Raw genomic sequence first — 24,233 nt, forward strand, 5'->3', positions numbered from 1 at the left:
TTTCCCCCTTAATTTTTTTTAACATCTGCAGATGCATCCAGAACATTAATCTTGCTTGGGATTAATTTAAGATTGTAAAACGTATCGGCAATCTTTTGTTGATCATCCAAAACCCCATTGGAAATCTCCTCAAGTCCATATTCTTTTCTATTTAATGTTTTTTCCAATGCCTCCACACTCATTCCAATTTCCGGAGATAGAAACTCAGCGACGTCCCTTGGGTTTTCTTCAATCCATTTATCAACTTTTATCAGTTCTTCTTTGATAATCTTCAAAGCCTCTTCGTTCTCGGCAAATGAATCAGTTGCCAAAAAGAATTCCCGATTCGCCACCAGTCCTTCTCCATCCTGAATCGTTTTCGTTTCAAGTTCCAATTCCGCCGCTGATAAAAATGGATCCCATATTACCCAGGCATCGATTTGGTTTCCTTCAAAAGCAGCCCTCGCATCAGCCGGTGGCAAGTAGACGGGCTGAATGTCATCAAGAGTAAGACCTGCTTCCTCTAACGCTTTGACCAATAAATAATGAACATTGGAACCTTTATTCAAGCCAACCTTCTTTCCCTTTAAATCTTTCACATTTTTAATGGGTGAATCCTTTTGTACAACTATAGCCTCTCCTGATGGGTTTGCCGGCTGATTGGCAATATAGACAAGCGGAGCATTGGCTGCTTGTGCAAATATCGGCGGTGCCTCCCCTGTGTGCCCAAAATCAATGCTGCCGACATTCAAGGCTTCAAGCAGCTGAGGTCCTGCAGGGAATTCAGTCCAATCGACTGTATATCCCACTTTCTTTAAATGTGTTTCCAGCTCCCCTTTTGATTTTAAAATATTTAATGTCCCGAATTTTTGATAACCGATTCGGATGGTCTTATCCGATTCTTTTGCATCAGCACTTGTGGAACTGTTCTTTTCCTGCCCGCATGCACTTACTATCAGCATGATGATGCTGAAGATGGACAGCAGCCATATCTTTCGTTTTTTCTTCATATTCTGCACACCCTTCTTAAACTATTTATATAAAAATAAAAGGCTCCTTTTCTTCACCAATAGGACAATAGGGCAAAAAGATGCCTAATGTTCAATGGTAAGTGAAAAGGAGCCTTCGGTAGTCCGATCGGCGTTAACCAATATGCACTTGCGTTAGTACAGGTTTTCATTCCATGAATATGAATTGAATTTGTATAGCCATTTTATTATTAGTATTCATATCTGTCAACTAAGAATTTAATGTTTTTCGAAAATTTCAAACAAAAATACGGCGAGCCCGAAGGCCCGCCGTGTTTTGATTAATTTTGTTATCAATCGAATAATGTGCTGACTGATTGTTCCTCATGCACACGAATAATCGCCTCTGCAATCAAAGGTGCTACAGAAAGTCCAGTAATTTTATCGATTTTCTTATCTTCAGATAGGGCAATCGAGTTAGTCACGACCAATTCCTTGATCGTTGAATTTTGAATCCTTTCGATGGCAGGACCTGAAAGGACTGGGTGTGTACAACAAGCATACACTGCTTTAGCACCATTCTCCACAAGGGCATTGGCCGCTAGTGTAATAGTGCCTGCAGTATCGATGATGTCATCAATCAGTATTGCTGTCTTCCCTTCAATATTACCAATAATGTTCATGACTTCAGCCACGTTCGGTCTTGGACGGCGCTTATCGATAATGGCAATCGGTGCTTTTAGGCGATCTGCCATTTTACGGGCACGTGTTACACCACCATGATCTGGGGAAACGATGACGATATCACTTAAATCTTTTTCCTTGAAGAAATCAGCTAAAATCGGAACAGCAACAAGGTGATCGATCAGAATATCGAAGAAACCTTGAATTTGTGGTGCGTGAAGATCTAAAGTGATAACACGGTGGGCACCAGCCGTTTCTAAAAGATTTGCGACAAGTTTAGCTGTAATCGGTTCACGCGCACGCGCTTTACGATCTTGTCGGGCATAACCGTAATATGGCATTACAATATTGATCGTTTTAGCTGAAGCACGTTTAAGAGCATCGATCATAATTAAAAGTTCCATTAAATTTTCATTGACTGGTTGGCTTGTTGATTGGATTACGTAAACGTCACAGCCACGAATACTTTCTTCAATATTAATCTGAACTTCACCGTCACTGAAACTTGTTACGCTACATTTTCCAAGTTCAACACCGATTGCAGCAGCAATTTCCTGAGCTAAATCGAAGTTTGAATTTAAAGAGAATACTTTTAAATTAGGATCTAAATACTGATTTGACATGATGACCTCCGTCGGTTATTTATTAAATTTCAAATTCTTGACATAATCTTCTTTGTTAACTTGACGAGCCCGGGCAACGGATAGGGCTTCCTGCGGTACATCTTGCGTGATGGTTGACCCAGCAGCTACATATGCCCCTTCTCCTACCGTCACAGGTGCAACCAGATTAGAATTGCAGCCTATGAAGACATTGTCTTCAATCTTCGTCAAATGTTTATTTTTCCCGTCGTAATTCACGGTAATAGATCCGCAGCCTATATTAACATTCTCCCCAACCTCTGCATCTCCAATATAACTCAAGTGAGAGGCCTTGCTTCCTTCGCCAAAAACGGTCTTTTTAATTTCGACAAAATTACCGATCTTAACGGAATCCTTAATATCTGATTGAGGTCTAACATGTGCGAATGGACCGATTTTAACAAACCTTCCAATACTGCTTTCGTGTACAACCGATTGGAGGACTTCCGTTCCATCACCAATTTCACAATTACTGATTTCCGTATTCGGGCCAATCAAGCAATCCTGCCCGATAATACTTTTTCCTTTAATGAATGACCCAGGATTAATGACTGTATCCTGTCCGATTTGTACGTCCGCTTCAATGAACGTAGTTAGCGGATCGATGATCGTTACACCATTCCTCATATGCGTTTCATTGATGCGTTTCCGCAAAATTTGCTCCGCCTGCGATAAAGCCACTCGGTCATTTACACCCAATGTCTCCTCGAAATCACTTGATTGGAAGGCCGTCACCACTTCGCCTTCCTCTTTTAAGATTTCAATAACATCCGGTAAGTAATATTCTCCCTGGACATTTTCATTTGAAACTTTTTTCAGCGCGCTAAATAATGCTTGGTTATCGAAGCAATATGTACCGGTATTTATTTCCTTAACATATCTTTCTTCATCAGTGGCATCCTTATGCTCGACGATTTTTTCTACAAGACCGCCTTCACCGCGAAGGACCCTTCCATAACCAGCAGGGTTATCTGCATATGCTGTTAAGATTGTTGCTTTCGCCTGACTTTGCTCATGCAATGCTATAAGCTCTTTCATCGTTTCCGCTTTAATCAGAGGCGTATCACCGCAAATAACAAGAGTCGTTCCACTTTTTACGGATAAAACGCTTTCCGCTTGCATTACAGCATGTGCCGTACCTAATTGCTGTTCTTGTAAGGCATACTTGCATGAATCACCAAGTTGTTCTTGTACTTTTTCAGCTCCATGGCCGATGACTGTAACAATATCTTCTATTTGAAGTTGATTGACTTGATCGATAACATGTTGTACCATTGGTTTCCCGCAAACAGGGTGCAAAACCTTATAAAGCTTAGATTTCATCCTAGTACCTTGCCCAGCGGCCAATATTATTGCATAGCGATTACTCATAACAGGCCTCCATTTTCACCTTTTTATCCACTAAAAATATTATCTCAAATAGTGATTCTTTTCAAGGTAACAATTAAAAGTACATATAATTGTCAACCAATTAGTTAAAAAAAGTTCGATTTCCGACAGCCTCACTAAAGTTATTAATGGACCTTTTAGCATTATTTTAAATCATGGTCGATGTCATTTTCATTAACGACATAATACAGAAACCATGTCTCCTCCCCTTCATAACACCAGCAAGCCCCATTATCCCAAAACATCGCCATGATCGCGTTAGACCTATGTACAAGCCATCTGGAAGTACTGCACCCTTTGTTAACTTCCATTCCGAAATCAGATTAACGATTCAATTCATCTTCAGCTCTTTTGATGGATGGAGTAAGTGGTATCCTCAAATCCCGCTTACAGGAATTTCAATATCAGGATGGACAAAAAGGTTTAAAAAATAAAAGGATGGGTACTTAAACTCTAAAGATATCCCCTTAATTTTACAATTTAGATACTTAAAGCGAATTTCCGTATGATGAGCGAATAAGTTCTAAACTTACCCGTTTATGAATAAATAAAAAAGAGCACTACTTATGAAGTAGGCTCTAGATGCACAAATTATAAATTTAAAGTTTAAAAGTAAGGTTATTTTAAGAAGCACCTGCTCCAGCTTCCTCTAATTCAGTTTCAAGTTCTCCCAATCGATGATATTCTGTCAAGACAGCTTCTTGAATTTTCCCGCGTGTCGAGGAATTGATTGGATGAGCGATATCCCGGAATTCTCCATCTGGAGTTCGTTTACTTGGCATTGCTACAAATAAACCATTGTTTCCGTCGATCACACGAATATCATGAACCACAAATTCATTATCCAGTGTAATTGATGCGATAGCTCTCATACGACCATCCGTATTCACACGGCGTAATCTTACGTCAGTTACTTCCATTTAAGCTCACCATCCCTTTTTGTTGTTGTTAAAACTTAAAGTACATATTCAACAAAAAAACGTGAACTCCTTCTATTATCTGTAATTTTTTTAGAAAATTCAGCCTAGTTTTCAAAAACACTAAAAATCATCCTTATATTACAGGAAAATACCCATTACGAATTTCCTAAAAAATAAAAAAAACGCCCGTTTATTTAACGAGCGCTACCACTTCTATTTCCACTAGTGCATCTTTAGGAAGGCGAGCAACCTCTACACAAGAGCGAGCAGGTTTGTGAGCAGAAAAATATTCTCCGTATATTTCATTAATCGAACCGAAATCATCCATACTTTTAATGAATACTGTAGCCTTAATGACAGTTTCCAATGAAGCCCCAGCTTCTTTCAATACGGCTTGGAGATTCTTAAAGACCTGGTGTGTTTGTTCCTTTACATCCCCAGTCACCATCTCACCAGAAGCAGTAAGTGGGATCTGTCCTGAACTGAAAAATAACTTATCCACGATCACGCCTTGTGAATATGGTCCGATCGCTGCCGGTGCTTCATCAGTATGTATCGTTTTCATTAAATGATTCCCCCTATTCCTTTTTCGTAAAATAATTCCCACGGCTTACATTAATTTTCTTGTCTCTTTCGACCACCTGCGTCAACTTGATTAAAGAAACATAGTCCTCGACAAGGCACTCTTCCGTATGTTCGGATTCGACCAGCACCGCTATTCCGGCAACTGTTGCCTTAAATTCATCCAATAGACTGATCATACCATTAACGGTACCCCCAGCCTTCATGAAATCGTCTACAATTAATACATTCGAACCCTCAACCAAGCTTCTCTTAGAGAGTACCATAGTCTGAATCCTCTTTGAAGAGCCTGAAACATAATTGATGCTCACTGTTGAACCTTCCGTTACTTTATTATTCCTACTTACAATTACAACTGGAACATTCAAATAATTTGCCACGGCGTATGCTAATGATATCCCTTTGGTTGCCATTGTCATGATGACTGAGATGTTTTTTTTGGCATACATTGAAGCGATTATCCTTCCAACCTTATTCACGGTTTGCGGATGTCCTAATATGTCTGTCATATATAGATAACCGCCAGGAAGTAGCCTTTCTGGACTAGCGATCGTATCGCATAATCCGTCAATGAAGGCACTGGCTTCTTCTTCCTTGATGGAAACAATATATTTCACTCCACCGGCCGCACCTGGAACGGTTGTTAAAGATCCTATCCCGCGTTGTTCGAAGGTATCTTTGATGATTGTCAAATCTTCACTGATCGAAGACTTTGCCGAACTATATCTTTCAGCAAAATAAGTCAGCGAAACAAGTTCCCCTGGATGTTCTAATAAATAATTGGTCATATCGACTAGCCTCTCGCTGCGACGAAATTTCATTGAGACACCCCCTTTGTGAATTCCGAATATTATATAGCAACTATACCACTAATGTACGTTTCTATTCAAGATTGTTTCGATCACCCAGTAAACGGACCGCATAGACTTGATCACAAAATCCGCGAAGTCCATTATAAATTCTTTGCATGCGCGAATCATGTTCCACCAAACCAAAAACGGTCGGACCACTTCCGCTCATCAAGACCGAATCCGCTCCAAATGTCTTCATTTGATCTTTAATGTTCGCAACCTCTGGGTATAACTGCAATGTCACTTGTTCCAGAACATTACCCAACCCTTCACATACATCGTGATAATTGTTTTCCATAATAGCCGAAATCATTCCAGGTACATCCGGATGCTCCATTTTTGAAGTTTGGAGCCTTTTGTATATATCTGCCGTCGATACGCCGATCGTCGGTTTGGCCAAAATGACCCAGCATTTTGGCGGTGCGGGAAGATGCGTGATTTTTTCCCCGCGCCCCCTGGCCAATGCCGTTCCTCCATATACACAAAATGAAACATCAGAGCCAATTTCAGCTCCTATTTCCGCAAGTTCATCCATGGAAAGACCAAGCTTCCATAGTCTATTTAAGCCTCTCAAGGTAGCTGCGGCATCACTGCTTCCACCAGCAAGTCCTGCGGCTACAGGTATATTTTTCTCTATAGTTATGGAAACACCTTTTTTGATCCCAAAACGTTCCTTTAGAATAAATGCAGCTTGATAAGCTAAATTCCGATGATCATCCGGAACAAATCGATTATGGGATAGAATTTGAATATGATTTCCCTTTATTTCCTTTAGTTCAATTCTATCGGCAAGGTCGACTGTCGTCATGATCATTTCCACCTCATGATACCCATCAGGCCGTTTGAAAAGCACATCCAAAGCCAAATTAATTTTAGCCGGGGCTTTTTCCATAAGCTTCAATATGTCCACCTACTTTAACGTTCTTAAAAGTTCTTGTCCTATTCTATCATATTTGTTTATATTCTAAAGGTTTTTTCATCGTAATTTCAATGTAATGAAGCTAAGATCGGCCCTTAGAGGAGAATAGACACATGTAGGCACATTGGAGAGCAGCTGCTTCCTGCAACCCAAAAGACTTGCTACATATCCATATAGCATTCACCGATACATAAAAAAACCAGACTCCTTAACTACAATGTAAGCAAAAATGAATGGAGCTATACATTGTATAAAGAGTCCAGCTTCTTTCAACATGACGGCATGATTCAATTAAGTGTTTGATCTTACTCTTTGTTCACCAATTGACGTTGTGCTTTTTCGATAGCAAGTTTTACCATGTTACCTGCGTCCCTGGCCCGGATTCCTCCCCAGCCTTCTTTCTGGACAACATCGTAAAATCCAAGTTCTTTAGCCAATTCCTCTTTAAGATCATTTGACATAATCCCTTTTTTCCTGCTCAAGCGAAGCAACCCCTTTCACATGCCGTCACATGCCTAGTGTTTGCATCATACGCTATTTCATTACATCCTTTTTAAGCCTTTATTGGAGCTCACAGGTATTCTATACAAAACAAAAAGCAGCAAACAAAGTTGTTCGCTGCCTCGTCTAAGTTACATCTCTTGTTGTTTGTTTAAAAATGTTAGTTCTACGGTTTCCGTTAAAACATCCGCATAGCTGTAAGATACTCTTTCAAACGCATTTTCATCTTGGTCGAGCTCAATTACAAAAACAGCCGGATAAGTTTCCGCCAAAGTTCCGAATCGTTCTACAGTCTTTCTTCTTCCACCGTTTGCTTTTAAGAGCAATCTTTTACCTAGGTTTGAATCAAGTGCAGTTTTAATATCAGCTAGAGTTTTTGGCATTTTCGGTCCACCTCACTAAGTTAAGTATATCACAATTTACAAATATACGCAAACAAAATAATAAATTATATCAGCACTTAAAAATGTAGTCAATATATTTTTATCTGAAATTCGGCAAAATCGCGAACAATTTTATTATATCCTGGGAAATGAAAAATTATGTAAACGAACTATTTCATTATCTATTAAGCCGAATTTTCGTAATTAAAACATTACCTACTATCATCACTCAACAAAAAACCAGTTTTTCTGTGACGATATCCGAATTCTTACCCACTAAAAGCAAGCTGCATTCTTTCAAAATGCAGCTCGTTCATTCTTCCTGAAATGGCTTGAAAGGCAACCCGGTCCGTAACACCCCTTTTGTCTCAATTCCCCCCAACCCCTTCTCTCCAGTTAATGTATTCCGAAGGACATCCCATACATGAATATGATCGGAAAAAGGCGTAAAGCTTATCTTTCCGACGATATATACCGGATCAAGAGCATGTATATTAACACGGGAAGGAGAACTTGCAAAATTTGCCCCCGCTTGGATCAGCGATTCAAAATGCGACTGACAAGCCCCGGCAAATATAATCAGTTGGTCTAAATGAGAAACCCTCCTTCGCGCTTCTCTAACCGTCTGTACAAAATCCTTTGAGTGACGGTAGGCATTAATATCGGATATCGGCCCTTTTGATTTTGAATAGGCATCATGACCGGTGACAACAAGAATGTCCGGCCGATAATGGTCCAACAGCCCCCCGATTCTTTGGGGCATTTCCTTTTCATTGCAATAGATGCCATTGACCGGAATACTGAATTTCTGATATAGATCCATGCATTTCCTTAAGTAAGATGCATCCCCATCAACATGGAGGACTCTCCCTGGTATCTGAAAATATTCACCGCTGTACCGATAACCATTACTGGATTGATAGCCATTTTTTTGTTGTTGCAGCTCTAGATCTTGTGTTAATAAGCGGTAAGATTGTTCTTGAAGTACCTCATTCGACCTTTGTCGATCATTTCTTTCATTATCATTAATGATCATTAAATCTTGAAAAGGTGCATCTGCAATCAGTCGGATATCTTCCCCATAAAGAACAGCTTGACGCCTTCCGTCAATATCACGGATATCAATTACCCGGAACACCACGTCGCATTTATAAGAAACCCGACCAACAATATCGTTTATTTGAATATTCATGGCCCCACCCCATGAGAAGACTTATTTTCAGCCCGCCCTAGTTTATTTTCATTCTTAAGTTATGCGAACCATTCTTGAATGGTGAAAAGTGGGGATTAATTACACTTTCGGATACGTTCCCTCATGGTTGGCCAAATTCAAAATAAAAAAAGCCGGAAGTTGGGATTGACCCCATTCCGACTTGAATCCTTCACATTTCCCTTTATTTGAAATTCGGCAATAATGCATCACTTAAGCGGCCAAATTCTTTGATGCTCAGTGTTTCCCCCCGTCTGGAAGGATCCACTTCCGCGGCTTCGAGAGCAGCAAGTATAAGTTCTTTTTTCGATTTACCATCTGGCAGCTGACTGGTTAAGTTATTTAGAATCGTTTTCCGACGCTGTGCAAAGCTCGCCCGGGTCACAGTGAATAAGAAATCCTCATCCATTACCTCGACGATCGGCTTCACGCGCTTTGTAAGGCGGATTACAGCTGAATCAACATTAGGCTGAGGCATGAATACCGTTTTGGGTACTATCATCACTGTTTCGGCTTCAGTATAATATTGAATGGCAATGGATAAAGAACCGTATTCCTTTGTCCCAGGTTTTGCGGCAATTCGATCGGCTACTTCCTTTTGCAGCATGCACACGATGCCTCTAATCGGCAGGTCCTCGGACAATAGCTTTAAAATGATGGGAGTCGTGACATAGTATGGCAGATTTGCAACAACCATCAGGTCCGAAAAGCCAGCAAATTCCTCCTCGATGACCTTCTTGACATCAGCCTTGAGAACATCCCCGTGAATGATGTTTACATTGCTATAGGGAGAGAGTGTATCCGATAAGATGGGCAGCAGACGCTGATCAATCTCAAAGGCCGCAACCTTTTTGCTGCTTTTCGCTAGTTGTTCCGTCAATGCCCCGATTCCCGGCCCAATTTCGATGGCGCCGCTTTCCTCTGTCAAATTGGCATGTTCGACAATACGTTTCAAGATATTCGTATCGATTAAAAAGTTCTGGCCTAAGCTCTTTTTAAAGGAGAATCCATATTTCTTTAATATTTCTTTCGTTCTGACAGGGGTTGCAATATCCTTATTCATTTTTTTCCTCCTGAATTATCTGTACCATCGCTTTCTCAAAAGCCTCAGTTGATATTTGGAACATTTTTAGTCTCTTATATAACTGTTTACCATTGGTAAACCCGATTTTTAAAATAGATCCAAGTTTTTCCCTTCGTTCCTTGGCACCGGATCCCCCGATTAAACCTGCATCTATTAAATCCTGCTGTGAAATCTCTTCTGAAGCCTCTTCATCCATTAATTGGGCGTCCTTTAAAGCATTACGAATTGCCTCAGGAGAAGCGTGTTCCACACCAATTCCTCTACCTGACTTAGGAAGGGCTTCTTTCTTCGTTAAAAAGGCGTGTTTACAGCCTTTTACTTGTTCAGAAATTATATTCCTGATTTTTTGACCAGGAAAATCAGGGTCTGTGAAAATGATGGCTCCACGTGTCTTTTGGGCAAGCCTCACCTGCTCAATACAAGACTCATTCACCGCGGAACCGTTGGTTTCTATTGTATCAGCATTAACAGCCCTTTTTATCGCTACCGTATCGTCTTTTCCTTCTACAACAATAATTTCTTTAATCTTTTTCATGGTTTCCTCCATACAGAAAAGCGCAAGCGCTTTGATTAGCTCTTGGATAAACGTAACCGGTCCCCCGTAAAATTTTCTGGATAGAGAATCCAGTCAAGATCATTTATGAAGTTCACACGCATATATTAAATCTTATGGAATAGTGAGACGTCTATCTTATTAAAACAGTTTTACATAGGGTTTTTCAACAAACAGAAAATAAAACGCAAAAAACAGGAGACGAATTCATCTCCTGCGAGAGAAACCTTATTAGTCCAATACACGAACCTTTACCCTCTTTACACCCCAGCGATAGGCATCATTTTTTGAGGAAAAGAAGACGTCAATCCTATTTCCCTTTATTGCTCCGCCTTTGTCAGCAGCCACTGCATAGCCATAGCCATCCACATATACTTTAGAGCCCATAGGAATTAGGTTTGGATCGACAGCGATGATTTTCGCACCCGGATTACTCTTTAGATCCACGCCTGTGGACGTGACACCGGAACAGCCCTTACAACTGGCAGTATAAGCTGTTGATGATACGTATATTTCTTTTCCACTTGAGGAACTAACGTTAGTTACTCCGCGTGATGCCTGGGCAACCGTCGTTCGGGTTCCGACCGTTACAACTTTATCCTGCTTTTTATTAACTACTTTTTCTGAAAGTAATTCTCTTTTAACCTCTTTGCCATTTTCTTTAATAACTTCATATTCCTTGGAAATGAGTCCGTCTTTTCCTTCTTTGACAATTTTCTCTTTCCCTTTTGATAAAGAGTCATCTTTTTTAGTTATGACAGCAAAGTCAACTGGTTCTTCCACTACATCGGTGACTTTTTCAATTCGAACTACGTTTACCGTATTCTCAGCTTCAACTTTTTCGGTTAATTCTGGCTCAACTCGATCCAAATCATTGAGTTTTACTCCTTGTTGCTTTAAAAAGTCAGCGACAGTAGTCGAAGTTGACCATACCTGCTTTTCGTCTCCACCTACCACTAATTTCAGTGAAAAGGCTTTGTCTATGGCAACTTCCATATTCGCTTTCAGCTTCGTATTTTTCGAAGGGGTGATCTTATCCTGTTCCTTCACACTAAGATTTTGGTCTTTTAAAAGTTCGTCTACCGTATCGGCGGTAGACCAAACATCCTTCGTCTTACCATCCTGTACCATGACGATTTTTTGTGCAGGCTTCCAAACCACCTCTAAATCATCATCAACCTCGGTGGCTCTAGATGGGTGGACATAGTCTGCAGCTTTAACGGTAATCTCTAAATCTTCCAACATATCATTTACAGTAGCCGCGTGTGTACGCACTACCTCTTTTTTTCCGTCTAGCATAATTGTTACTGTATCCTTTGTTCCTTGATATATCAGTATTCCCAATGCTGTAGAAACAAGAATAGCACTGCAAATGGCAATTGCCATTCTCTTCTTCCCAAAAGGTTTGGGAATAAGGTTTTTCATAGTTTTTAATAGAATGAAAAACTCCTCCTTCCTCCCGGTGATTATATAGACTTAGTTATCAAGCTGTCAACCCATTCACTTCTCATTCAGGAAATTACTACCTATTATGCATATTTCATATTGAAAAGGAAAGGGTGACTTCTCGACATAATAAGCCTATAGTTGGAGTGAAATTTGTAGAAACCTTAAAAAAATTCAATTTTAGCTAGTGAACCCCGGGGGATATTGTAAAAAAAAATGTCAGTTAATGCCGAATAATTTCTTGGCATTTTCCGTTGTTGCCTGGGAAACTTCTTCTAATGTGAGTTGTTTGATTTCTGCAATTTGTTCAGCAACAAGCTTCACATACGAAGGTTCATTACGCTTTCCTCTATAAGGATGGGGAGCCAAGTATGGACAATCGGTCTCTATCAGTAAACGGTCTAATGGTACGGCGGCTGCCACTTCCTTTGGTTTTTTTGCATTCTTGAAGGTCACAGGGCCACCCAATGAAATATAAAAGTTCATATTGATGCATTCCAAAGCCGTTTCTGCACTTCCGCTAAAGCAATGCATGATGCCCCCAACCCTTGATGCCTCTTCTTCCTTGAGGATGTTCACGATATCCGCGGTCGCTTCCCGATTATGGATGATAATGGGCAGACCCACCTTTTTTGCCAATCGGATTTGCTTCCTGAACACCTCCATTTGAACATCTTTCGGCGATTTATCCCAATGATAATCCAGGCCCATCTCACCAATGGCCACAACCTTTGGATGATTGGATAATTCCTCGATCCATTGTAAGTCCTCTTCTGTCATATCTATAGCATCCACAGGATGCCATCCGACCGCGGCATACATGAAATCATAAGCTTCTATTAATTCCATTGCCCTTATAATAGTAGGCCGGTCAAAACCAACGACTACCATATTATTGACTCCTGCTTCCTTAGCTCTGTCTATTACGTCTTCGAGATCCTCGTCGAATTGTTCCGCATTAACATGTACGTGTGTATCAAATAACATTATTTTTCTTCCTTTCTAGCACTATTTTATAAAAAAATGAAAGTTTTATGTTTCACATTTAGGTAACAAAAAGATTACAAAGGATCCTATATGCCCAACAAATAAATGCAGAACAAAAAACTAAACCTGTTTTAAATTACTTTTTCCAAAAGCATAAAGAAAAAAACATAAAAATGTTTCATATGAAACACCTTTATGTTTTCATCGGTTTATTTCACCTTTGAACCATTAGGAATCGATGAATCTATTGTAGCGACTGAGAGCACTCCATCCTGGCTTCCCGCCAAAATCATTCCTTGAGAGAGCTCGCCACGAAGTTTAACAGGTTTCAAATTTGTTACGCATATCACTTTTTTGCCTACTAAATCTTCAGGTTTATAGTGCTGTGCAATGCCTGATACGACTTGGCGTTTCTCATAACCCAAATCAAGCTGAAGTTTAAGAAGCTTATCCGCCTTCTTAACAGGCTCAACTTCCATGACCTGAGCAACACGAAGCTCCACTTTTGTAAAGTCATCAATAGTGATTTCATCAACTTCGGGAATCGTCTCTTCCACTTTTTCCTCGGCCTTGGGGGCGCCGCCCTGCATTTGATCTTTAATATATAAAACTTCCTCTTCCATATCCAGACGAGGGAAGATCGGCTCTCCCTTCAAGACTTTTGTTTCAGCAGGAATTTGACCGAATTCCGCTAAACTGTCCCAGGATTTTAACACATCATCTTTGATGCTAAGCTGAGCAAAGATTTTTTCCGGTGTTTGCGTCAAGAACGGTTTCAAAAGGATTGCCGTCCTGCGTAATGATTCCGCCAAATGAACCATGACACTAGCAAGGTCTTCCTTCCTTGATTCATCTTTAGCAAGAGTCCATGGCTGGGTCTCATCAATGAATTTATTAGTTCTGCTCACGAGTTGCCAAATGGATGTTAGTGCAACTGAAAATTCCATGTTTTCCATTGCTTCCTCATACTTACCTACCGTATCTTGGTTCATTTCAAGCAAAGCCTTTTCGAATTCGCCATTGGATCCTCCGTAATTTGGAATCACACCATCAAAATACTTATTGACCATTGCAACTGTTCGATTTAATAAATTCCCTAAATCATTTGCCAGGTCAAAATTGATCCGTTCCACAAACCCTTCCGGTGTAAATACTCCATCTGAACCAAATGGTACTTCACGCAATAAGTAGTAGCGTAAAGAATCCAAACCGTAACGATCAATCAATGTAACGGGATCTACTACATTCCCTTTTGATTTGGACATTTTACCATCTTTCATGAGAAGCCATCCGTGGGCAAAGACTTTCTTTGGAAGCGGCACGTCAAGGGCCATTAACATGATCGGCCAATATATTGTATGGAAACGAACGATTTCCTTTCCGACCAGATGTACATCGGCAGGCCAATAATTCAAGTATTTAGAATCATTATCCGTTCCATACCCTAATGCCGTTATATAATTGGTCAATGCATCAATCCATACATAAATAACATGCTTTGGATCTCCCGGCACCTTGATGCCCCAATCGAAAGTAGTACGGGAAACGGCCAGGTCTTCCAATCCAGGCTTGATGAAGTTATTGATCATTTCGTTTTTGCGCGATTCCGGTTGAATGAAATCCGGGTTCTCCTCATAAAATTTCAGTAACCGATCCGCATATTTACTCATCTTAAAGAAATAAGATTCCTCTTTCACCTTTTCAACAGGCCTGCCGCAATCAGGACAATTTCCATTACTTTCTTCCACCTGACGTTCCGTGAAGAAAGATTCGCATGGTGTACAATATAATCCTTCATATTGGTCCAAATATATATCACCCTGGTCCAATAGCCTTTTGAAAATCTTGGCTACGACCTCTTTATGGCGATCATCCGTCGTCCTGATGAAATCATCATATGAAATATCAAGCTTTTCCCAGAGCTCTTTAATCCCCGATACGATATTATCTACATATTGCTGAGGAGTGACTCCTTCCTCAGCCGCTTTACGCTGGATTTTTTGACCATGTTCATCAGTTCCTGTTAAATACATGACATCGAAGCCACGCATCCTTTTATAACGAGCCATGGCATCCCCTGCCACTGTCGTATACGCGTGCCCTATATGTAAATTACCACTCGGATAATATATGGGTGTCGTGATATAGAATGTTTTTAATTTATCTTGCACTTCGTTCCCTCCTCATCATTTGAAAAACCGGCTATAGGACTGGCCCAAGCTATAAGAATATATTTTAAGCTATTATCTCTATTTTAACGCTATATACAATTCTGCGCGACAATAATCACTAATCTAATCATCATGTTAATAGAATAAAAAAATATAAGTAAATCTCATTTTAACAATAAGGGTACTGGAAGTGAACTTCCCTTATGACAGCATTACCTCTTACCTCAACAAAATATACCTAAATTTCTTTTTTTGTGCAACAACTCACATATTCGTAAACTTTTCCAGAAAATTATCCTTAATTCAGAACTTTTGTTTTGAAACTAAATTATATTTAATCATATAATAGTGAAGTGTGTTTTTTATATGCATACTTTGTCGAAATGTGGTGAAGTGAGTAGTTCTTTGTATCCTGCTATTTCTTCACTTTTAAAGATATAACCGATTTTTCCTCTTTAAAAGCCTTTTTGTTACACGAAAAGAGGCATGCTATTTCTTACAAAAAAATGAAAATAAATCATTGACGAATTTGGGAATGGCTGGTATTATAAATTTATAAAAAAATTTGTCGAATAATGGCGAAAAAAATAGAAATAGGGTACTAGATTGTAACTGAGAGGAGAATTTTTAAAATGAAATCTACAGGTATTGTTCGTAAAGTTGATGAGTTAGGCCGGGTGGTTATTCCAATCGAACTTCGTCGTACATTGGGTATCGCTGAGAAAGACGCTCTTGAAATCTATGTTGATGATGAGCGCATCATCTTGAAAAAATACAAACCAAACATGACTTGCCAAGTTACAGGTGAAGTTTCCGATAACAACCTTACACTTGCTAATGGTAAATTGATCCTTAGTCGTGAAGGTGCAGAATTACTTATTCAAGAAATTCAACAAAACTTCACTGCTTCTAAATAAATGATAAAAAAACTTCCGATCATCGGAAGTTTTTTTTTATGTTTATTATTATTGTATATCAATGTGATACGCTTGATATACATCACGTTTTTGCATATTGCGATCTTTTGCGACCTGCTTGATTGCATCCTTTGAAGTGAACTGCTTGGTTTCTATATAATGATTAACATGACCGACGATATCAAGGGCCATCCACCAAGCTTCTTCAGGTTCCTCTTCCGACCATTGCCCACCTTCAATTATTAAACAGAACTCACCGCGAATTTCAGATTCCATCGCCCACGTCAATGCTTCACTCACAGTCCCTCGAATGAACTCTTCGAATTTCTTGGTTAATTCGCGGCATAATACTATACGGCGGTCACCTAAAATTTCATGCATATGTTTCAATGTTTCTTTCAATCGATGTGGCGATTCATAAACGATCCAAGTCGATTCCATTTTTTTTAATTTTTCCAGCTCCTGCTTTTTTTCTTTTGCTCCCCGTTGTAGAAAGCCATAAAAGTAAAAAGGCTGCGGAATCAGTCCAGATGCGATCAATGCAGTTAATGCAGCATTTGCCCCCGGCAACGGGATGACTTTAAACTGTTCGGCAATGGCATCTTTGACCAGTTCATATCCCGGGTCGGATATCGTCGGCAAGCCAGCATCACTCACCAATGCGATGACCTCTCCAGATCGAAGCCTCTCTAGCATTTGCTTCCCGCTATATTCCTTATTATGTTCATGGTAACTGACGATAGGTGTCGAAATTTCAAAGTAGTTGCATAACTTCTTCGTATTTCGCGTGTCCTCAGCAGCAATGACATCCGCTTCCTTTAAGATTCTTAAAGCCCGGAAACTCATATCCTCAAGGTTTCCTATTGGTGTAGGAACCAGATATAGAGCTGGCTCCAATCCTTCTTTTTCAAAACTCTTTTGCTGCCACATATCATGTATCCTCCTTTGCCATCCACTTTTGCTTTTGTTTTCTTGTTAATTGCTTAAATTTATATTCAGCCTGCATGGCCAATGTCCGTGTTTCGAATATTTCATGATAAATCAGTTCAACCGGGGTCCGGCCTCGTGTATACTTTGCACCCCTGCCATTATTATGAGCATCAACCCTACGGTGCAAATTATTTGTATATCCGGCATAATAGCTGCCGTCCCTGCATTTCAAAACATAAAAATAATGCTTATTCCTCTCCATATAGAATCCTTCTGATTTCCGGATTATACTCATTCTGATCATTATATACAACAAGTGGAGGAAGAATCTTCAAATCAGGGTTGCCGTCCTTTATCCCTTCTATAAGAATCGTATTCGCTTCTTTTGAACTCTTAGGATAAACGAATTGCAGTCGCTTCGGTTCAATTCTGTACATCCTCATGAAATGCAGGATATCCATCAGACGGCCCGGTCTATGAACGAATGCAGCCTTCCCACCTTGACGCAGCAACTGGCTTGAAACACGCATGACGTCCTCAAGATTACACATTATTTCATGTCGGGCAATTGCAAAGTGCTCATTCTTGTTAATTTCCTCGATCGATGGCGTCGGGAAATAGGGTGGATTGCAAGTAACGACATCATATTTGCTATACCCCATCTGTTTTGGAATTTCCTTTATATCCCCATGAATCATCTCGATTTGGGAGGATACGCCATTATAGTCCATGCTCCTCTGGGCCATGTCATATAACCGCTCTTGAATTTCAACACCGGTAATTGTTCCTTTCGTTCTTGTACTCAGCAGCAAAGGTACGACCCCATTACCTGAGCAAAGATCTACGATTTTCCCTTTTTGGATCGGTACATTTACGAACCTTGATAATAAAACGGCATCTAATGAAAAAGAGAACACCGATGGGCTCTGGATGATCCTTAAATTCTCAGCCAATAGATAATCCAGGCGCTCATCGCCTTTAAGTTCTACCATTGCTGTTACCCTCCTAATCATGTATCGAAAAAGCATGTTTAGGGACCATGCTTCTACATTACTATCGTACAAAAAGGGGTCTGACTCATAGTATGCGTCAGACCCCGAATCACTATATATTGTAAACGGTCTATCTATCACGTAAAAGAAACATCTTTTATATTATTCCTTTATCACTTCTTGTTTAAAAAAGATAAACAGAACAGGCAATCCCCTTCTTTTCGTAAACTGCCAAAATGCAGATTACAAATATGAAAGCCTTCTTGATAGATACGGGCTAAATTATCATAGCCTTCCCCGATATCCATAACCTTGTCCGTACTTGCGGTACGGTTTTTCACTTTTTGTTTGACCTTTACTGCAGCAGGCGCACTTTCGACTTCCACAAGGCCCAACCGATGGCGCAAATGCTCTTTCTCCAGCTTGAGCGACTGATTTTCCTCAAGGATTTCAGCTAAGTTCTGCTTCAATTCTCCAAGCTGCTTATATAATTGGCCTATCTGGGTTTCCATATTGGTCACCGACTCAAAAATATCTTTCTTATCCACGCTCTCCCACCACCTTAATAATCTGTGGCTTGAATAGAAACGGCTCCCTCTTTTAGAATCTCATCTAGAGTATACTCTAATACTCTTTCTTGCTCGATTAGTTCAATCTGAAGTACGCGTTCTAGAATATTAAGCCCCACTACCTTGCCTTTGCCACCAGGCGTATTAATCATTTCACCTAAATCAGGAAGCATTTCCTTCGCACTTTCATACTCATCATTTTCATATTTCAGACAGCACATCAATCGACCGCATAAACCTGAGATTTTTGTAGGGTTTAATGATAAATTCTGATCCTTCGCCATTTTGATGGAAACCGGTTCAAAATCCCCAAGAAATGTGGAGCAGCAAAGCATTCTGCCACAAGGCCCGATGCCACCAAGCATCTTTGCCTCATCCCTTACCCCAATTTGGCGCAGTTCTATGCGAGTTCTGAATATGGCAGCTAAATCTTTGACTAAATCACGGAAATCCACGCGACCATCCGCTGTAAAATAAAACACGACTTTATTTCTGTCGAAAGTATATGACACATCAACAAGCTTCATATCCAGCTTATGCTCCACAACCTTTTGACAACATATAGAGTAAGCCTCTTCTGCAGCCGCCTTGTTCTCGTCTACAATCAGCTTATCCTTTGCATCAGCGACCCGAAGTACTTTTTTCAATGGCAGGACAACATCGTTTTCATCTACTTGTTTTCGGGCTGTAACGACTTTACCGAATTCAACACCGCGGACAGTCTCCACTATTACAAAATCGTCCTTAGGAATAGCGAATTCACCCGGATCGAAGTAGTATATTTTGCCCGCCTTTTTAAAACGGACACCTACAACATCATACAAATCATGATCCCTCCTGCAAATTCAGCACAAGCTGTTCCATCAACAGCTGTGGATTCGTGTTGGACATCAGCTTCCTTTTTGCTTCCAAAATGCAACCCATATGTTCAGCAAGGCGTCTTGGGGAAAGATGAAGAGCGTGAGTTTCAAATTCCTTCAGTTTATTTTGGAACACAACGAAGTCCTTTTTGTCCAACTGAATGTATAATAAATCCTTATATATAAGAAGTAACAAATCAAGACCTCTGTCAACCTGTTCTCTTTCTTTAAAGTGTGTGAACCAATCCGTCTGAAGGTACAGCAATGCCTTCAAGGAATTAAGTTTTAACACTTCATATAATTTTACCACTATTTTTTGAGCTTGTACAAACCATTCATCATGACTAAGCCCGATTCCAGCTTCCACATTCTGTGTTATGTGTACAATAACCGAAGCCAGCTGTGGTTCTACATCCTGTTCCATCAGCTTCCGTTTCACATTTTCAGGAGATAATGGCTTGAACGAAATCACTTGGCACCTTGATAATATAGTCGGCAGAATCCTCTGAAGCTGTTCGGTCATCAATATTGCTACAGTATCAGCCGAAGGTTCTTCTAAAAATTTCAATAGACTGTTGGCTGCCCCCACCGACATTTTGTCAGCATCGGCAATCATATAAACCTTCCGATCCGCCTCTACACTTTTTTTAGAAAATTCTTCCTGAAGACCCTTAATTTGCTCTTTCTTTATTGAGAGACCGTCTCTTTCTATCAAATGGACATCAGGATGATTCCCACTTGAAATCCGTTTGCAATTCCGACAAAGTTCGCATGGCTCATAACCTGTTGTCGGGGCTTCACATAGTAAGCTTTTGGCAAAGGCATTGCTTATCTCTTGCTTACCTGTCCCTTTTTCCCCTTCAAATAAATATGCATGAGCCACCCTTTTCTTCGTTATGCTATTTTGCAGCATCGTCATTACCTGCGGCTGAATTTGACTCATTTCCTGCCATGTTTTATCCAAAACCATCAACTCACTTAAGTATATAAATTAATCAGAAGACCTTTAATCTCGCCTATCATTTCCAATATTTCAAGCGAGCTTTTCTCTTTATTAAGAATTTCCTCACTTAACTCAACTAATCTTACATCTATCGTTTCCACGGTTTTCAACGGCCTGCTCTGTCCATATTCGTTCCAGCTCGTGGATTGCTTCAGTTCCAGTCCATATTCAACCGCTTCTTTAACAAACCGTTTCACCAATGCTTTATATTTTGCCAATTCCCTAAAAGTGCGTGACCTTACTAAACGCTGACCCGCCCCTTCAATATCGCCAATCAAACGGTTTAATGTTTGGATTTGCATCTTTTGATCCTGTGTCTGGACCATTTGCTGAAATCTGCCATTTCCAGTTTGAAACTGCTTGGCATCCTGACGCGATTTATCCAGCTTAATAGGGATATCATGGTTGATTTTCATAATGAACCTCCCTAAAACTAACCGTTAAAATTGTAAAAAGTTTTCAACCGGCAGAACAAAAATGGTCGCACCGCCTACTTGAATCTCCACTGGGTAAGGTACATAGGACTCGGCATTCCCGCCCATCGGTGAAACCGGTGATACTAATTGGGATCGCGACTGACAATTCTGTTTGATGATCTGGATGGCTTTGTCAACACGTTCATCCTCTGTGCCAATCATAAAAGTCGTATTGCCTGATTTTAAAAACCCGCCAGTGCTGGCTAGCTTGGTCGTTCCGAAATTATTTTCCACTAATTCATTCAGCAGGCGATGACTATCCTTGTCTTGAACGACAGCAATGATCATTTTCATTCTCATCATCCTCCGGTTACTCTGAATTTTTACTAACTCCATTATATCAACTAGTCCTTGTCTGGAATAGTATTGGTTGAATATTATGGAAACCTGTATATTTAGTTTCCTGCTTTCGCTAAAAATTTCAGCAAGCTGGCTTTCGTTTCCTCAAGGACTTCATCTATTGTCCGGCCTGCATCCACGATAATGAAACGGTCTTTCCATCTATTTATAATGAACTGATACCCCTCACGAACTTTTTTATGGAAGTCGAGGGCTTCAAGATCCAGACGGTTCACTTCCCGTTCCCCATTGGACTGGATACGTCTCAATCCCTCTTCTGGGTCTATATCAAAAAAGAACGTGGCATCTGGCATCATATCTCCAATTGCGAATTTATTGATATTATAAACTTCTTCTATATCCAAGCCCCTTGCATGACCCTGATAGGCTAACGAGCTATCTATGAATCGGTCACAGAGGACAATTCCCCCTCGTTCCAACTCAGGCATGACCACTTCCACTAAATGCTGACGCCTTGCTGCTGCGTATAATAAAGCCTCTGTTCTCGAGTCCATGGCTGTATTATCTTTATTAAGGATCACTTCCCTAATTTGCTCCGAAATGGGAACTCCCCCCGGCTCACGCGTTAATAGGACTTGATAGCCTTCTTGTTGCAGGGCCTTGCCAAGCATTTGGGTAATTGTTGTTTTCCCGGCACCCTCAGGCCCTTCCATTGTTATAAAAATACCACGTTTCATCGATGTACCTCCAAGGTTCTTTGTTTGTAGTATATCATTTTAATGCCCGCTTTCATAAACGATCAATTCTCCGTTTGAGAGGGAGGAACCTCCATGAAACCTTGATCCCAGTTCTAGCAGTCTCCTCAGATTGAATATATGCTCAGGAGTAATCATTTCCCCGGACATAATTAAAGGGATGCCCGGCGGATAAGGAATGACCATCTCGGCAGATACCTCACCCACTGCTTTCTGTAATGTTACAGATTTGGATTTACTATGCTTCATGGCGGAGTATGGCATTTCAAGTCCTGTCATTGATCTTCCATCAGGCCATAGGACCCCAAGATTTGATTCCTTGTTTCCAGTTCTGTCTTCAGTGGCACTTTTTATAGTTTGAACGATTTCATAAAAAGGAAATTCGGTACCCATTTTTAATAAGGGTAAAATCATTAATAAATTATCAGGGTCAGCCAATTCCGTAAAAATGCCTTCGGCTTCACATAGCTGCTGTAACTCAAACCCGCTTAAACCATTTGTTGATTGAATGACCACTTTCAACGGGTCTGCCAAGGTGCCTAGTGGGGCCTCCAGCACCCTTACTGTTTGCAGGGCACCTAATTCCCACCTGAAGTCTGATATCTTTTCAATAAGGGATATTTTATCTTCTGATGTAAAAGCGGCTAAGTAGGCCCTAGCTAAGTCCAGCGATCCCATAATTGGGTAAGATGGACTGCTCGACTGAAGCATTTGTAAATAGAATGATACTTGATCGACATCAACTAAGGATGAATCCACATGAAGAAATGACCCCATCGTCATAGCCGGCAGTGTTTTATGCGCTGAATGGACAACGGCATCTGCCCCTGCCAAAATTGCTGGCTTAGGAAACGGGCTTCCTAACTGAAAATGAGCGCCATGTGCCTCGTCCACCAACACAGGGATCCCCTTTTGATGTGCGAGTCTTACCATTTCCGTCAAGTCTTCACCAAGACCATAATAATTAGGATAGGTAACAATGATGGCTTTTACATCTGGATGTACACTCAAGGCTTCTTCAATTAGTTCCGATCCCACACCGCCAGCAATGCCCCATTTCTCATAATAAGCTGGTTGTAAAAAGATCGGTTGTACATTCGCTAACATCAATCCATGTAAAATTGATTTATGGCAGTTTCTTTGGACAAGGACCTTATCACCTTCCCGGCAGGTAGCAAGAATCATGGCAATGTTGCCTACGGTGGAACCATTAACCAAAAAATAACTCCGCTTTACCCCATATAGGTCAGAGAGTAGTTGCTCGGACTGTAAAATGGCGCCCTCTGGAGCATGCAGGTCATCTAAACCGCTTATCTCCGTGGCATCAATACCAAGAAGGGGATTGTATAAGGCTTGGCCCTTTTTATTAAACACCCATCCATTCTTATGCCCTGGGACATGCAGAGATATTGGGCTTTTTTTATAAAAAGCACTCAGTGCATCGAACAACGGTGTCTGTGATTGATTCATTTTTCTCTTCCCTCATAACATAGTATTTTTTCATTTTATCAAATTAGTTCAATTTTATCTCATATTGCGTCGGCTGAAAGGCAATTATGCGTCTCCGAACAGTCTGTTTAGAGGGAACATACAGAAATACTGGAGCATGTTGCCAAGCATTCTTCTAAAGTACAAAAAAAAGAATCAGAGATTAAAGAAACACATCATTTCTTTTTTCTCTGACTCTTTAACTCTCCACATACTATTTTTTCATGATAATATTTCAGGATTAGTGATTTTTCTTAATTGCTTTAAGTAATATTGGTACTTGGGATCGTTCGTATCCGTCCTGATCATATCCCTTTCACATTCCTCACAAATAAAAGTCGTATATAAATGTATACCCATCCCTTTTATTTGTTCACAAACCGCGCACGTTTCCCCTGCCGTCGTTTTGGTTGTTGTTGTCCCCAACATCTCCACCTCCATACCTGCATTCTCCCCAAAAACCATTGTTCGCATACATTAATTTAAATAGTTTAAGAGAACCGGGGATGCTTTTAACAATGTATGATGAAGAATTTCAATACGTGTATGTCTTTATAAAAGTTTCCATAATTGATAATCCCTTTATATCCAATGATTTTTCTTTGCATTATGCAAAAAAAGACCAGCCGGATGGCTGATCTTTTTAAATGGCTTGGCGGCGTCCTACTCTCACAG

Annotated in this window: 27 protein-coding genes; 1 reads left to right on the top strand and 26 read right to left on the bottom strand. The window is 40.3% G+C overall.

What is annotated here, in order from left to right:
- Nucleotides 1-8: 8 nt before the first annotated feature.
- The 15 genes from FNK51_RS11260 to metG form a co-directional block, all read right to left on the bottom strand.
- Nucleotides 9-989 (bottom strand): sulfonate ABC transporter substrate-binding protein, encoded by a 981-nt coding sequence (locus tag FNK51_RS11260; RefSeq protein ID WP_141993378.1) that lies wholly within the window; start codon nucleotides 987-989, stop codon nucleotides 9-11.
- 311 nt (nucleotides 990-1,300) lie between these two features.
- A complete protein-coding gene (locus tag FNK51_RS11265) occupies nucleotides 1,301-2,254 on the bottom strand; it encodes a ribose-phosphate diphosphokinase (protein WP_057276495.1) in 954 nt (317 codons plus the stop codon).
- A 15-nt stretch (nucleotides 2,255-2,269) separates the two neighbouring features.
- The gene (gene glmU / locus FNK51_RS11270) at nucleotides 2,270-3,643 is read right to left on the bottom strand and encodes a bifunctional UDP-N-acetylglucosamine diphosphorylase/glucosamine-1-phosphate N-acetyltransferase GlmU (protein WP_141993379.1); all 1,374 of its coding nucleotides are present in this window, start codon (nucleotides 3,641-3,643) and stop codon (nucleotides 2,270-2,272) included.
- Between the two features lie 641 nt (nucleotides 3,644-4,284).
- A complete protein-coding gene (gene spoVG / locus FNK51_RS11275; protein ID WP_034316332.1) occupies nucleotides 4,285-4,581 on the bottom strand; it encodes a septation regulator SpoVG in 297 nt (98 codons plus the stop codon).
- Between the two features lie 190 nt (nucleotides 4,582-4,771).
- Nucleotides 4,772-5,146: a RidA family protein gene (locus FNK51_RS11280; RefSeq protein ID WP_053537019.1), complete on the bottom strand. Its 375-nt coding sequence runs from the start codon at nucleotides 5,144-5,146 to the stop codon at nucleotides 4,772-4,774.
- 13 nt (nucleotides 5,147-5,159) lie between these two features.
- Nucleotides 5,160-5,984 carry a pur operon repressor gene (gene purR / locus FNK51_RS11285; protein ID WP_098372658.1) on the bottom strand — a complete coding sequence of 275 codons (825 nt, stop codon included), beginning with the start codon at nucleotides 5,982-5,984 and terminating at the stop codon, nucleotides 5,160-5,162.
- A 61-nt stretch (nucleotides 5,985-6,045) separates the two neighbouring features.
- A complete protein-coding gene (ispE, locus tag FNK51_RS11290) occupies nucleotides 6,046-6,915 on the bottom strand; it encodes a 4-(cytidine 5'-diphospho)-2-C-methyl-D-erythritol kinase (RefSeq protein WP_098372657.1) in 870 nt (289 codons plus the stop codon).
- A 323-nt stretch (nucleotides 6,916-7,238) separates the two neighbouring features.
- Complete coding sequence (locus FNK51_RS11295; RefSeq protein ID WP_034316340.1) at nucleotides 7,239-7,415, bottom strand: small, acid-soluble spore protein, alpha/beta type; 177 nt, start codon at nucleotides 7,413-7,415, stop codon at nucleotides 7,239-7,241.
- Nucleotides 7,416-7,565: 150 nt separating this feature from the next.
- The gene (gene veg, locus FNK51_RS11300; protein ID WP_034316343.1) at nucleotides 7,566-7,817 is read right to left on the bottom strand and encodes a biofilm formation stimulator Veg; all 252 of its coding nucleotides are present in this window, start codon (nucleotides 7,815-7,817) and stop codon (nucleotides 7,566-7,568) included.
- Nucleotides 7,818-8,130: 313 nt separating this feature from the next.
- On the bottom strand, nucleotides 8,131-9,009 hold the full coding sequence (gene yabG, locus FNK51_RS11305) for a sporulation peptidase YabG (protein ID WP_098372656.1): 879 nt from the start codon (nucleotides 9,007-9,009) through the stop codon (nucleotides 8,131-8,133).
- 202 nt (nucleotides 9,010-9,211) lie between these two features.
- Nucleotides 9,212-10,090 carry a 16S rRNA (adenine(1518)-N(6)/adenine(1519)-N(6))-dimethyltransferase RsmA gene (gene rsmA / locus FNK51_RS11310; RefSeq protein WP_098372655.1) on the bottom strand — a complete coding sequence of 293 codons (879 nt, stop codon included), beginning with the start codon at nucleotides 10,088-10,090 and terminating at the stop codon, nucleotides 9,212-9,214.
- Nucleotides 10,083-10,646: a ribonuclease M5 gene (rnmV, locus tag FNK51_RS11315; protein ID WP_096340998.1), complete on the bottom strand. Its 564-nt coding sequence runs from the start codon at nucleotides 10,644-10,646 to the stop codon at nucleotides 10,083-10,085. The genes rsmA and rnmV overlap by 8 nt, the downstream gene beginning before the upstream one ends.
- A 249-nt stretch (nucleotides 10,647-10,895) precedes the next feature.
- On the bottom strand, nucleotides 10,896-12,050 hold the full coding sequence (locus tag FNK51_RS11320) for a G5 and 3D domain-containing protein (RefSeq protein WP_286178645.1): 1,155 nt from the start codon (nucleotides 12,048-12,050) through the stop codon (nucleotides 10,896-10,898).
- 279 nt (nucleotides 12,051-12,329) lie between these two features.
- A complete protein-coding gene (locus FNK51_RS11325; RefSeq protein ID WP_141993381.1) occupies nucleotides 12,330-13,097 on the bottom strand; it encodes a TatD family hydrolase in 768 nt (255 codons plus the stop codon).
- A 209-nt stretch (nucleotides 13,098-13,306) separates the two neighbouring features.
- A complete protein-coding gene (gene metG, locus FNK51_RS11330) occupies nucleotides 13,307-15,268 on the bottom strand; it encodes a methionine--tRNA ligase (protein WP_141993382.1) in 1,962 nt (653 codons plus the stop codon).
- A gap of 632 nt (nucleotides 15,269-15,900) precedes the next feature.
- On the opposite strand from metG, the gene FNK51_RS11335 reads away from it, so the two are divergent.
- The gene (locus FNK51_RS11335) at nucleotides 15,901-16,185 is read left to right on the top strand and encodes a transition state genes transcriptional regulator AbrB (RefSeq protein WP_048689982.1); all 285 of its coding nucleotides are present in this window, start codon (nucleotides 15,901-15,903) and stop codon (nucleotides 16,183-16,185) included.
- A gap of 48 nt (nucleotides 16,186-16,233) precedes the next feature.
- On the opposite strand, the gene rsmI is transcribed toward FNK51_RS11335, so the two are convergent.
- From rsmI to FNK51_RS11390, 11 genes are all read right to left on the bottom strand, one after another.
- Complete coding sequence (gene rsmI, locus FNK51_RS11340) at nucleotides 16,234-17,115, bottom strand: 16S rRNA (cytidine(1402)-2'-O)-methyltransferase (RefSeq protein ID WP_098372651.1); 882 nt, start codon at nucleotides 17,113-17,115, stop codon at nucleotides 16,234-16,236.
- A gap of 1 nt (nucleotide 17,116) precedes the next feature.
- Nucleotides 17,117-17,377, bottom strand: coding sequence for a GIY-YIG nuclease family protein (locus tag FNK51_RS11345; RefSeq protein WP_141993383.1), 261 nt, complete (start codon nucleotides 17,375-17,377; stop codon nucleotides 17,117-17,119).
- The gene (locus FNK51_RS11350) at nucleotides 17,364-18,107 is read right to left on the bottom strand and encodes a tRNA1(Val) (adenine(37)-N6)-methyltransferase (protein WP_098372650.1); all 744 of its coding nucleotides are present in this window, start codon (nucleotides 18,105-18,107) and stop codon (nucleotides 17,364-17,366) included. The genes FNK51_RS11345 and FNK51_RS11350 overlap by 14 nt, the downstream gene beginning before the upstream one ends.
- Before the next feature lie 173 nt (nucleotides 18,108-18,280).
- Nucleotides 18,281-18,619 (bottom strand): DNA replication initiation control protein YabA, encoded by a 339-nt coding sequence (gene yabA / locus FNK51_RS11355; protein ID WP_370662572.1) that lies wholly within the window; start codon nucleotides 18,617-18,619, stop codon nucleotides 18,281-18,283.
- Between the two features lie 50 nt (nucleotides 18,620-18,669).
- The gene (locus tag FNK51_RS11360; protein ID WP_061440314.1) at nucleotides 18,670-19,500 is read right to left on the bottom strand and encodes a PSP1 domain-containing protein; all 831 of its coding nucleotides are present in this window, start codon (nucleotides 19,498-19,500) and stop codon (nucleotides 18,670-18,672) included.
- Nucleotide 19,501: 1 nt separating this feature from the next.
- Entirely contained in the window at nucleotides 19,502-20,506 is a 1,005-nt protein-coding gene (gene holB, locus FNK51_RS11365; RefSeq protein ID WP_141993384.1) for a DNA polymerase III subunit delta', read from the bottom strand.
- Between the two features lie 8 nt (nucleotides 20,507-20,514).
- Nucleotides 20,515-20,955: a DUF327 family protein gene (locus FNK51_RS11370; protein WP_141993385.1), complete on the bottom strand. Its 441-nt coding sequence runs from the start codon at nucleotides 20,953-20,955 to the stop codon at nucleotides 20,515-20,517.
- 24 nt (nucleotides 20,956-20,979) lie between these two features.
- The gene (locus tag FNK51_RS11375; RefSeq protein WP_063235895.1) at nucleotides 20,980-21,309 is read right to left on the bottom strand and encodes a cyclic-di-AMP receptor; all 330 of its coding nucleotides are present in this window, start codon (nucleotides 21,307-21,309) and stop codon (nucleotides 20,980-20,982) included.
- Nucleotides 21,310-21,410: 101 nt separating this feature from the next.
- Nucleotides 21,411-22,052 carry a dTMP kinase gene (gene tmk / locus FNK51_RS11380; RefSeq protein WP_098372648.1) on the bottom strand — a complete coding sequence of 214 codons (642 nt, stop codon included), beginning with the start codon at nucleotides 22,050-22,052 and terminating at the stop codon, nucleotides 21,411-21,413.
- 39 nt (nucleotides 22,053-22,091) lie between these two features.
- On the bottom strand, nucleotides 22,092-23,540 hold the full coding sequence (locus FNK51_RS11385) for an aminotransferase class I/II-fold pyridoxal phosphate-dependent enzyme (protein ID WP_141993386.1): 1,449 nt from the start codon (nucleotides 23,538-23,540) through the stop codon (nucleotides 22,092-22,094).
- A gap of 240 nt (nucleotides 23,541-23,780) precedes the next feature.
- A complete protein-coding gene (locus FNK51_RS11390; protein ID WP_141993387.1) occupies nucleotides 23,781-23,999 on the bottom strand; it encodes a sigma factor G inhibitor Gin in 219 nt (72 codons plus the stop codon).
- Between the last annotated feature and the right edge of the window lie 234 nt (nucleotides 24,000-24,233).

Source organism: Bacillus sp. B4EP4a (assembly GCF_006680105.1).
Taxonomy (GTDB): Bacteria; Bacillota; Bacilli; order Bacillales; family DSM-1321; genus Peribacillus; species Peribacillus simplex_E.